Here is an 11,328-nt window from a genome sequence, read left to right on the forward strand (position 1 = left end):
ATAGACCTGCTACAGAGCAGACCCAGGACAGAGTTCCAGGTCTTGGAGGAAGAAGAGACCTATTAGATCTTAAGTATCAGGACTACTATAGCAGGATATGGGAAAGAATAAGGCGGCTATGGGTTCTTCCCGAAGGAATAGTTAAAGATGAAGGACTTATGCTCGTAATGACCATAAGGGTAAAGAGGGATGGCTCTATTGAGAAATACTGGATAGAACAGAGTTCAGGGAATCTCTACTTCGATCAGTCAGCGATAAGGACGATTAATAAGGCATCGCCTCTACCATCTCTACCCAAAGACCTAAGTCAGGATACCCTTGATATCGGCATCAGGTTCTTTCCATGAAAGAAAAATTCAAAATTCAAAGCCTTCGACCCGAGACTTCGGCGAGCTCAGTCGAGTCGCTCAGGCCGAAGGTTTCAAAATTCAAAATTTTAGTTTTTATTTTATTACTGTTCACTATTCACTGTTCACTGTCCACTGTCGTTGAGGCAAAGGTCTATATAGATATAAATGCACCTTATCTCAGGAAGTTACCTGTTGCAGTCGTAAACCTTATGAGCCTCAGCCCTTCAGGTGAAGAGAAAGATATGGGGAGAAATGTAGCAGGTGTTATCTCAAATGACCTTGATTTTTCAGGATTTTTTAGAATACTGGATCAAGCCTCTTTCATAGAACCCCCCCAAAAGATGGCATTTACAGAGGACAGAATTGACTTCAAGGATTGGTCTGTCATAGGTGCAGAGGTTTTGGTAAAGGGAACGATAAAGATTGAAGGGGGGAGGCTTAATATAGAGCTTAAGCTTTTCGATGTTTTTCAGGGGAGATTATTAATTGGAAAAAAATATACAGGAGTAAAGAATGATGTCAGAAAGATTGCCCATAGATTTTCGAATGAAATAGTTAAGGCACTCACAGGTGAAGAGGGGGTATTCGACACAAAGATAGCCTATGTTGCAAAGGTCCGTGACGGTAAAGAGGTCTATATAATGGACTTTGATGGCTATGCTCCTCAGAGAATAACTAAAATCGGAGGATTTAACCTTTCACCTTCGTGGTCACCTGATGGAAGAGAGATTCTTTTTGCCTCGGAGAGGAGAAGGAACTGGGATCTTTATGTCTTTGACAGGCGACAATTAAAAGAAGATATTATATCTTACCAGGTGGGGCTGAATTTCGCTGCGTCTTTCTCACCGGATGGCAAAAAGATTGCACTTACAATGAGCAGAGATGGTAATCCCGAGATATACACTATCAATAGAGAGGGTAAAGACTTAAGAAGACTTACAAACAACTTCGCTATAGATGTATCACCTCGCTGGTCACTCGATGGGAAGCAGATAGTCTTTGTATCCAATAGAGGTGGGAGTCCTCAGATTTATATAATGGATTCGGATGGTAACAATGTTAGAAGATTGACATTTGAAGGCTCATATAATACATCTCCTGCATGGTCACCCCGTGGTGATAAGATAGCATTTACATCGAGAATAAATGGTAAGTTCCAGATAAGTATAATAAATCCAGATGGCTCAGGTCTTCAGCAACTTACCTTCAATACAGGTAACAATGAGGACCCTTCCTGGTCATCAGATGGGCGGTATATAGCTTTTTCATCCACAAGGGAAGGGAAATATGCTATATTTGTAATGCTGGCTAATGGAGAGGGACAGAGGCGGATAAGTCCAGGAGGGATTGAGGCGTTCAGTCCATCATGGTCCCCAAGACTGACAGAGTGAAGGGAGGTGAGATTAAGGATGCGTAAATCAAACCTTGTGATCCTTGTGATTCTATTGCCGTTAATTGTATTTCTGGGATGTGCAAAAAAGGTTGTCAAGGAAGAACCTGCAAAGGAAGTGGTAAAAGAAGCTGCACCCGCACCAAAAGAGGCACCTAAACCAGCACCAGCACCTGTAGCAGAGAAGCCGATAGTTGAGGCAAAAAGGGTAGCGGTAGAAGAGGCTCCAGCGCTTAAGGATATCCACTTTGATTTTGATAAATATAACATAAGAGACGATGCAAAGCCGGTTCTTGAGAAAAATGCAGAATGGCTGATTAAGAACAAGAATGTAAAGATACAGATCGAAGGACACTGTGATGAGCGTGGCACATCAGAGTATAACATGGGTCTCGGAGAAAGAAGGGCGAAAAGCACAAAGGACTATCTTGTCAAACTCGGAGTAGATGCGAATAGGATAACTACAATCAGCTATGGTAAGGAAAGGCCACTTTGCACAGAGAAAAATGAAGCCTGCTGGCAGAAGAACCGCAGGTCTCATTTTGTGGTTACATCAAAGTAGTGTTAAGAAATGATGTAAGTTTTTATTCGATAGTCGATTGCTGATGGTTGTAGCCGCCTTCAACTGTTAGCAGTCGGCTGTCGTAAATACAGAAACCTCATTGATTTATCGGGAGGAAAGATGTACGGGTTTTATAAGAAAATAGTGATAGGCATATTTACATTATTCATGGCAGGATGTGTAACTGATGAAAGTGCTTTAAAGACGCAGAACGATATACTGGCACTCCAGAGGCAGAGTTATGAGAACTCCCAGAAGATAATCGGTCTCGAAAACAATATGGATGAATCACTCAGCAATATAAGAAAGAATCAGGCAGATATCTCCTCAAAGGTCGATCGACTTACCGAAGAATTTCAGCGATTATATGGACGATTTGAGGAAAGTAGACATTATACTGAAAAATCCCTGAGGGATATCGGTTCTCTCCAGCTTAAAGAACTCAGAGAAAGTTTAGAAAATCTAAAACAGCGTGTTGAAACAATTGAGAAGCTCCCAGTAAAGGCTCCGCAGACCATGGGACAGGCAAAGGTAGAAGAGCAACCAAAGACACAGGAACAACCTAAACCACAGGAGCAAGCCAAGGTAGAGGAAAAAGTAAGGATACCGGAACCACCAAAAAAGGAGGAAAAACCTCTGCCTCCTATAGAGATGTATAAAGATGCCTATAGCACTATGAAGTCGGGAGATGTGGCTACAGCCAGGACGAAATTCAAAAAATACCTCGATGTTTACCCTAATAATGAATATTCAGACAATGCCCAGTTCTGGCTCGGTGAGTCATATTATCAGGAGAAGGACTTTGAAAGTGCAATCCTCGCCTATGAAGAGGTAATAAGGAAATTTCCCAAGAGTGAAAAAAGAGCAGCAGCTATGCTTAAACAGGGGTTCTCTTTCTATGAACTTGGAGATAAGACATCTGGACGACTCCTCCTTGAAGCCGTTCTTAAGAATTATCCTACATCGCAAGAGGCAGCCCTTGCAAAAAAGAGATTGAAGGCAGAAGGTATAAAGTTACCTACCAGAGAAACCGAACAAAAAACACCTGCAGTTAAAAAGAAGCCCTCAAAGACCGAGTGAAAATGCATAGCGAGCGTCAGCGAGCGGATATAAAACAAAGATTAATTCCATACATTTCGAAGCTTCTGGAGGGAGCTTCAAATCTATGAAAGATAACTTCGATAGGACTATTGACTATATGCGGGTCTCTGTCACAGATAGGTGTAATCTGCGGTGTATCTATTGTATGCCTTCAGAAGGTGTAAGAGCAATAAAACATAGTGAGATATTACGGTATGAGGAGATAATCAGGATTGTAAGGATTGCAGCAGGGCTTGGTGTAAAAAAGGTTAGAATTACAGGAGGTGAGCCGCTGGCAAGAAAAAACATCACCTATCTTATCGCACAGTTAAAAAACATAGAAGGCATAGAAGACTTGAGTCTGACGACAAATGGAGTCCTCCTTAAAAGATATGCTGAAGAGATTACAGAGGCAGGATTAGACAGGGTCAACATAAGCCTTGATTCTTTGAAACCTGACAGATACAGAGAAATAACAAGGGGTGGAGATATTGATACTGTTCACGGGGGAATAGTAGCTGCTGAAAAGGCAGGGCTGACACCTGTAAAAATTAATATGGTACCGATAAGGGGATTTAATGATGACGAGATTGAAGAGTTTGCAAAAATTACCCTGACGATGCCATACCATGTGCGTTTCATCGAATTCATGCCCATCGGTGCAAAAGATATCTGGAGCACTGAGAAATACATACCTACAGATGAGATAAAATCAATTGTTGGGAAGATTGCCCCTCTTGCACCTGTCCGTGCAAGAAAATCAGGACCTGCAAGATACTTCAGGCTTAACGGTGCATCAGGTGTCATAGGATTTATAAGTGCAATAACACATCACTTCTGTGGTGACTGCAATCGCCTGCGTCTGACTGCTAATGGGAAACTGAGACCATGCCTTTTTTCCGAGACTGAGATTGATTTAAAAGCCTCCCTGAGAAGCGGTGCTTCAGATGCCGAGATTGAAAGGTTAATAAAACTTGCCATAGCAGCAAAACCAGAAGGACACAACATCAACGAGCGGAGCGACATAGATTTTCTAAAACCGATGTCAAAGATTGGTGGGTAAAATGGATCCTCTTTTAAACCACCGAATTGTATGTTCCAGTCCTTCTTGCAGAGAGACCTTTGGATACCAATCAATGTGTTTTTTTGCCTTACTTATATCAGGGCAACGCTTTTGGGGGTCATCTACTGGTGCTGGATAGAAGATGACCTCCGATTTTGATTTTGTTAATTTTTTAATGAGTCCTGCCAGTTCTATTATGGTAGTTTCCTCAGGATTGCCGAGATTGAATATACCCCCTGAGGTGTTATCTGAAAACATAACCTTCACAATGCCATCTATCATATCATCAATATAACAGAGACTCCTTGTCTGCTTCCCGTTTCCATAAACTGTAAGAGGTAGCCCCTCTATTGATTGGGTTATAAAGTTTGAGATGACCCTTCCATCATCCCTTCTCATTCGAGGACCATATGTATTGAATATCCTTACAATTGTTACATCACAGCCAAATTCCCTGTGATATATGGTGGTCAGTGTCTCTGCCAATCTCTTACTTTCATCATAACAGCTCCTGAGTCCAACAGGATTTACATTTCCCCAGTAGTTCTCACTCTGTGGATGAAACAATGGGTCACCATATACCTCTGATGTAGAGGCTAAGAGAAACTTGGTTTTTCCTTTGAGTGTTAAATCCAGCAGGTTTTTTGTGCCTGTGGAATTAACAAGGGCTGTCTCAAGCGGATACCACTGATAAAATACAGGACTTGCAGGACTTGCAAAGTGAAAGATGTAATTTATCTCTTCTTTCAACTCTATCGGCTGGATTACATCATGGTATAGAAAAATAAAGTTCTTGTTCTTAAAAAGCATACTGAGATTTTCTTTTCTACCCGTAAGGAAATTATCAACGCAGATAACACGGTAGCCATCCTTCAGAAGCCTCTCACAGAGATGACTCCCTATAAAACCAGCCCCACCAGTTACAAGACAGGTCTCCATATTGTCTCCTTCAGTTTAAGTTTGTTTCGTAACGGATGAATTATTACACAGAATCCTCAGAAATTCAAGAGCCTTGCTAATGCGATATCTTTTATCGTCCTGTATCGTTCTTTCTCAGACTGACTGAGTCCTTCCTCATTTATTTTCATAACCCGAATCCTGTTGTAATATCTCTTCGCCTCATCCTGATCGTCCCTTTTCTCATATAAAGAAGCCAACCTGAAATATATCTCCATTGTTCTGAGATCAATAATGTTTGAATTTTCAAGTAGTACCTTTGCCTTAAGCAGGATTTCTAAGGCTTCATTCTTTCTGCCGAGGGAAATTAATGTATCTGAGAGGAAGTAATAGTATGTTATCCTTGCAGGACTCAACCGCACTGCATCTTTAAGACTACTTATTGCATCTTCATAGAGTCTTCCCTTCCACTGTAATATGCCGAGGATGTAGTAATAATGTGATTCGTTTTTAGAAAAGTTTTTTGCGTTTGTCGCTTCTGATATAGCTTTCTCCATAAATATCTCATTACCTGTGAGGTCATATGCGATATCGTATAAAATAGAAAGGTTTCTGTGGTATTCTGGATTATTAGATAAAAAGATTAATGCCTTTTTATTATATTTCATCGCCTCTCCGATCTCACCCATAATTGCATATCTCTTTGATTCTCTAAAATATACCTCTCCCAGAAGAGGGAATATGACTCCGTATATGAGTAACAGGATCCCTATAGGTCCAAATATAATAGCGAATTTATTACGAGTGCCAAGGTATTTCTTAAACCCCCTCACCTCTCCTGAATCAAGTTCAGGACTCTCCCCCTCATCCCCTCCTTCTCCCCCAGAAGGTAACGTTGAGGGAAGAATGGCATTGTGAATAATCAACAGATTTGATAGCAATAGAAAAAATAGTATCTGAAATGGGGGTATCCAGAGGTCGTGTTCGAAAAGATTGTGCAATAAAAAACAGGAAATACTCAATATTATAAATATAATTAGCCATTTATCTTCTGTGGCAGTATTCTTCAAAAGAAAAAAACCCTTTTTATAAGCGAAGATGACTATACCCAGAAAGGATACAAGTCCGATTAAGCCAATTTCACTCGCTAGTGTAAGATAAAGGTTATGTGCATGAATTGGCAAGCCTCCCCCGACAGCAAGATACTGGTTATAAATTATCGGGAATGTCCCTGCACCAGTTCCCAGAAGTAGATTTTTACTGATTATATCAAGGGTATTACTCCAGATAGGCAATCTTACCGTCCCTGAGTCAACAACTGATGCAACACCCCTATCAATTACGCTGATTTGAACTAAGTGGATTTGTTTGATACCAGACATCAGAAGTAACATATGAACAATAATAATTAGTGCTATTATAAACAGTACCTGTTTGATCCATGTTTCTTTATGATTTTTTTTGAAAAGAAGAATCACAAATAAAAAGAATAAAATCCCTATTGCCGTAGCTCCTCTGGAGCCTGTAAAAAGAATCGCATTGCCAATAATAATAACTGAAGACCCCCATAAAGTTTTTCTGACAGATGTAATATAGAAAAGGGTAGTTAATGGCAGTATCGTTATAAGGAAACCTGAGAAGGCACTTGGATTGGTAAACCACCCTATAGATAGAACATCGCTCTCCTCATAGTAGCCTTTCAGAATATAAAACAATCCAACAAATGTTACTGAGGATATAAAAAGTTTATTTGCAAAAACTAAGTCTTTTTTGTTGTTAGCAAGGCGCGTAACTAAAAATAAAAAGATGATCCCTATTATTATATTTAGAGCAAAATCCATGCTCCTAAATCTTTCGACTGAATAAATGGTAGACACCAGAGTTATCAGACCAAAGATTATTATTGCTATCTCAAGGGTCCCCATCCTTTTCAAGTTTTCTTTAGGTATAAGAGATGCTAAAAAGATTAAGATTACTGCAAATCGGATGGATACATGAAGAAAAAAAATGTTGTAGTATACATTTGTCCCGAATAGTGGTACAAGAAAAAGAAATAGACAGAGTGAAAAGAAGATATATCTTTTCAATTTCTCAATTTTCATACGATGCCCTCATCTGAACCGATAAAGGAAAATCAGTGGCGCATCTTTTACTCTCAGTGCCATTGCAGGCTGATTGTTAGCCACAAGCCACTTTTCAAAATCATTGAATGCACCCTGTCTGTTAAGCAACATATAGACATCACAATCCAGATTATATGTGATCTTTATGTCTCTGCGCAGAAATCCATTTTTCTGGTATATCTCCATCATAAAGTTGCTGAATGCTGCGTTTAGCCTTGTATTTTTAGGCAGTTCTCTATTAAGGGACTCCAGAAATGATGGTGTAATGACCTCCTGAAGATATGTTGTTTCAAGCCCGAGTTTGTTAGCGCCCTTTATTCCACCAACAAGAATGTTGTAATAACTGAGTTCATAGGGGTGGATTGTTACTATATCAATGGCAGGTAAAGAGTAAACAACTATAAAAATTACTGCAGCCATTTTTTTATCAAGATTGTTAATATGGCTAAATATATTATAGCTTGCAAGGCGTGCTAAGAAGAACCTACATCCATAATAGAAACCCACTCCTGCTAATACTGCGATGAATGGAAAAGCAGGAAGAAGTAGTCTTACTCCATCGTGTATTACACCACCAGGCATGAGTGGAACGGTTAATATAAAAGCACAATTAATAACAGAGAGGGCAGAGAACTCATCTTTGAGTTTTCGTTTTAGATAAAAGAATATACATATCAAGGAGAAAATGAGTATAGCTATCGGGATTGAGACTGCTGTTATGAAGTAGGTATAGAACCATGGGATAGTATCGGAAAAATATACCATGTGAAAGAAATATGTTGGAAATGACTTCCCTATTCCTACTGTATATAACCTTGTAGTGCTATCATAGACAAATTCAATTATCCTCGGTAATGTCCTGTGCCAGAGATATGGCTGTGTGGCTACCATGATAATTGGACTGAGGAATATCATCGAGAAGGCATTATTATGGTATTCCTTTCGTCTGTAGATATGTGCCCATATAAAAAGTGGTATTGGAGCCAGCAAGGCTGGGAATTTAGTCGAGAGAGAAAGTCCAAAGACTATTCCAAGAACTATACTCCATCTATAGTTTGTAAGTCCTCTATAAAAACAATATACCGTAAGAAACCACATGGTTGTCAAAGGTATATCTGTCATTGCAAAATGGGCATGCCCAAAGAGGTGAGGCATCAAGAAAACAGATAGGGCTGAAAAGATACCTGTCTTTATATCATATAGTTCAGCCATCCAGAAAAAAACCATAACGGTCAATATCGCAAAGAAGAACGCTGTAGAAAATCTATATGCAATACTACCTGCCAGTGGAGAAAAGATTGTTTTGGTTATGCCAGAGAGTATCCTTGAGAATGGAGGATGGGGGACATGATATGGGTCCCAGTGCCAGTATTTTGTTATTGTTTCATCTGAGATTACATCGTTGATATTACCATTTCTCAACGAATCCCAGAACATAGTGAACCACTTCATTATGAGGTCGGAAGAATGAAAATACTGTGGTTCATCCCACGCAATGCCGTAATCACTTGCAGTGTAAATAACCGTAAGGAGGACTGAGAAGAAGAGTAATATAACAATTAAATTTTTCTTATTCATTTAAACTTATAGATATTTATCAATGGCACTCCTTTAAATTGCCATGAGAGTGTTGGTGTCCTGTTTTCAAAAAGCCATTTGTCGAATATATGCATATAGCCACGCCTGCAGAGAAGGATGTAGTAATCATAGTCAACGGCGGTAACAATTATATCCTTTCTTAATATACCATGCCTCTGATAATTGATAAAAATGTTGGATGAAAAACTTGCATTTATAGAGGCATTCTGAGGCAACTCTCTGTTCAGAAAGTCTATAAAATCTTTATTGAATGCCTCACCTAAATATGTTGTCTCAAGTCCAAGAGCATATGCACCCTTCACACCACCGACGAGATTATTATAATACATGAGTTCATTAGGATGTATATCTATCATCTCAATGGCGGCAGGAATGATTATCAAAATGCTGAGTGTAGTAGTAACTTTTGTCTTTAGATTCTTTATACGACAAGAGTAGCCTTTGCTGTTTAGAAGATTCTTAATATATTCTTTAAGATGAAAAAATCCTGTGCCACCTATGGCTGCTAAAAATGGGAATGCAGGTAGAAGAAGCCTTACACCATCATGTATCGTGCCTCCTGGTAATATCGGTATAATGAGTATAAAGATGGTGTTAAAGATTAAAAGATGTTGTATGTCTATTATAGGAGTCTTTCTGAAGGGAAAAAATATACCGACAATTACTACCAGAAGAATGGACAATGGTATGCTCACCGCTGTAATAAAAAACGGATAATACAATGGCAGTTGATTACCAAGTAACTGCTCATGAAAAAAGTATGTTGGTATCCTCGTAGCAGGGTTATCCATCCTTGTTATACTCTGATGCATAAACTCAAGCAGGCGTGGGATGGTTTTGTGCCAGAGGTATGGCTGTGTGGCAAACATGATGATGGGACTAAGGAATATCATCGAAAAGAGATTATTGTAATACATGCGTCTTTTATAGATATGTGCCCACACCAGTAATGGTATAGGGATAAAAAAGGCGGAGAATTTTGTTGAAAATGCAAGACCGAGAACAATTCCAAAGATTACACTCCATCGCCAATCTGTGAGTCCCCTGTAAAAGGTATAAGCAGATGCAAACCAGAAAAAGGTTAGTGGTATATCTGTAATGCCTATATGTGAAAGCCCGAATACATGTGGCATGAGGATAAATGAAAGTGAAGAGACAATAGCAGTGCTTAAATCATAGATTTTTGATGCCCATAAAAAAATCAGACAGGTAAGTAAGGCAAAGAAGATAACTACTGATAGACGGTAGGCTGTGAATAAATTGACTGCCGGATAAAAGATTGACTTTGTTATAGCAGATAATATCCTTGAGAATGGAGGGTGTGGAACTCTGTGGGGTTCCCAGTTCCAGTATTTTTTGATAACATCATCAGAAATGGTAGTCTTTATGTCGCCAGTAGATATACCTTTATAAAGTAATACAAACCATTCTATCTGGAGGTCTGTTGAATGAAAGTAGTTGAATTCATCGTATGTGATTCCAAAAGAGGACATCGTTGTTGTGGTAAGGATTAAGATGGAAATGAAAAGTAAAGTTGCAATAAGGAGTTTCAAGGGTAATATCCTTTCATCTTATAATATAACACCCTCAATAGCCCTATAAATGACGACACACTATCCCTTAACAGTCTTACCTTTGTATTTCCCTTTTCTTCCCATGTTACTGGTATCTCTTTTACTCTGTGGTTTAATTTTCTCGCCAGAAAAAGTATCTCTGCATCAAAACTCCAGTTATATATCCTCTGTCTGCCGAAGAGTTCCATCGCCACACTGCGTTTAAACCCCTTAAATCCGCAGGTAAAATCGCTGTAATTAGTGCTGAGTATAACATTTGATAACCATGTGAAGACCTTGCCCATATTTTCTCTGAGTAATGTCTGATGCATAAGTATCTTTGCACCCTGTACATTACGCGAGCCTATAACTACATCTACACCTGACTGGAGTGCATTTAGAAAATCACCTAAAAATAAAATTGGGACTGCAAGGTCGGCATCTGTGAAAAAGATATATTCACCCTTTGAGGACAAGATACCTTTTTTTAAGGCACCTCCTTTACCAAGATTGGAAGGGTTTTTCAAAAGTTGTATCAAATCATTTTTTGACATCACTTCTTTAACTATCTCTGGTGTTTTATCTATGCTACCATCGTCAACAACAATTATTTCGCTCTTATACGGTTGTGTTTGAAGATATTCCATAATGGCGTTAAGGCTTGCCCTTATACACCCTTCTTCGTTATATGCTGGGACTACTATGGAGACT

The 11,328-nt window shown here is 39.2% G+C and carries 10 protein-coding genes; 5 read left to right on the plus strand and 5 right to left on the minus strand.

The genetic code is table 11. The features are described 5' to 3' along the window. From AB1488_08415 to moaA, 5 genes are all read left to right on the plus strand, one after another. On the plus strand, positions 1-347 hold a 347-nt coding region (locus AB1488_08415; protein ID MEW6410114.1), incomplete at its 5' end, for an energy transducer TonB. Beyond that, positions 344-1,741, plus strand: coding sequence for a Tol-Pal system beta propeller repeat protein TolB (tolB, locus tag AB1488_08420; GenBank protein ID MEW6410115.1), 1,398 nt, complete (start codon positions 344-346; stop codon positions 1,739-1,741). The genes AB1488_08415 and tolB, both read left to right, overlap by 4 nt. 18 nt (positions 1,742-1,759) lie before the next feature. After that, on the plus strand, positions 1,760-2,302 hold the full coding sequence (gene pal, locus AB1488_08425) for a peptidoglycan-associated lipoprotein Pal (protein MEW6410116.1): 543 nt from the start codon (positions 1,760-1,762) through the stop codon (positions 2,300-2,302). Positions 2,303-2,422: 120 nt separating this feature from the next. After that, complete coding sequence (gene ybgF / locus AB1488_08430; GenBank protein MEW6410117.1) at positions 2,423-3,382, plus strand: tol-pal system protein YbgF; 960 nt, start codon at positions 2,423-2,425, stop codon at positions 3,380-3,382. An 85-nt stretch (positions 3,383-3,467) separates the two neighbouring features. Then, the gene (moaA, locus tag AB1488_08435) at positions 3,468-4,445 is read left to right on the plus strand and encodes a GTP 3',8-cyclase MoaA (protein MEW6410118.1); all 978 of its coding nucleotides are present in this window, start codon (positions 3,468-3,470) and stop codon (positions 4,443-4,445) included. On the opposite strand, the gene AB1488_08440 is transcribed toward moaA, so the two are convergent. From AB1488_08440 to AB1488_08460, 5 genes are all read right to left on the minus strand, one after another. After that, positions 4,428-5,384 (minus strand): UDP-glucuronic acid decarboxylase family protein, encoded by a 957-nt coding sequence (locus AB1488_08440; GenBank protein MEW6410119.1) that lies wholly within the window; start codon positions 5,382-5,384, stop codon positions 4,428-4,430. The two genes, moaA and AB1488_08440, sit on opposite strands and share 18 nt — an antisense overlap. Positions 5,385-5,440: 56 nt before the next feature. Then, on the minus strand, positions 5,441-7,444 hold the full coding sequence (locus tag AB1488_08445) for an O-antigen ligase family protein (GenBank protein ID MEW6410120.1): 2,004 nt from the start codon (positions 7,442-7,444) through the stop codon (positions 5,441-5,443). A 9-nt stretch (positions 7,445-7,453) separates the two neighbouring features. Next, the gene (locus tag AB1488_08450) at positions 7,454-9,043 is read right to left on the minus strand and encodes a glycosyltransferase family 39 protein (protein MEW6410121.1); all 1,590 of its coding nucleotides are present in this window, start codon (positions 9,041-9,043) and stop codon (positions 7,454-7,456) included. Then, positions 9,040-10,617, minus strand: coding sequence for a glycosyltransferase family 39 protein (locus AB1488_08455; GenBank protein MEW6410122.1), 1,578 nt, complete (start codon positions 10,615-10,617; stop codon positions 9,040-9,042). Before AB1488_08455 ends, AB1488_08450 begins: the two co-directional genes overlap by 4 nt. After that, positions 10,614-11,328: dolichyl-phosphate beta-glucosyltransferase (locus tag AB1488_08460; GenBank protein MEW6410123.1), on the minus strand; the 715-nt coding region annotated here is incomplete at its 5' end. The genes AB1488_08455 and AB1488_08460, both read right to left, overlap by 4 nt.

It is taken from the genome of Nitrospirota bacterium (assembly GCA_040756155.1).
In the GTDB taxonomy this organism is placed as follows: domain Bacteria; phylum Nitrospirota; class Thermodesulfovibrionia; order JACRGW01; family JBFLZU01; genus JBFLZU01.

What these genes read in the sequence shown, in the direction of transcription:
- tolB (MEW6410115.1), top strand. Translation starts at nt 344, where the DNA reads ATGAAAGAAAAATTCAAAATTCAAAGCCTTCGACCCGAGACTTCGGCG.
- pal (MEW6410116.1), top strand. Translation starts at nt 1,760, where the DNA reads ATGCGTAAATCAAACCTTGTGATCCTTGTGATTCTATTGCCGTTAATT.
- ybgF (MEW6410117.1), top strand. Translation starts at nt 2,423, where the DNA reads ATGTACGGGTTTTATAAGAAAATAGTGATAGGCATATTTACATTATTC.
- moaA (MEW6410118.1), top strand. Translation starts at nt 3,468, where the DNA reads ATGAAAGATAACTTCGATAGGACTATTGACTATATGCGGGTCTCTGTC.
- AB1488_08440 (MEW6410119.1), bottom strand. Translation starts at nt 5,384, where the DNA reads ATGGAGACCTGTCTTGTAACTGGTGGGGCTGGTTTTATAGGGAGTCAT.
- AB1488_08445 (MEW6410120.1), bottom strand. Translation starts at nt 7,444, where the DNA reads ATGAAAATTGAGAAATTGAAAAGATATATCTTCTTTTCACTCTGTCTA.
- AB1488_08450 (MEW6410121.1), bottom strand. Translation starts at nt 9,043, where the DNA reads ATGAATAAGAAAAATTTAATTGTTATATTACTCTTCTTCTCAGTCCTC.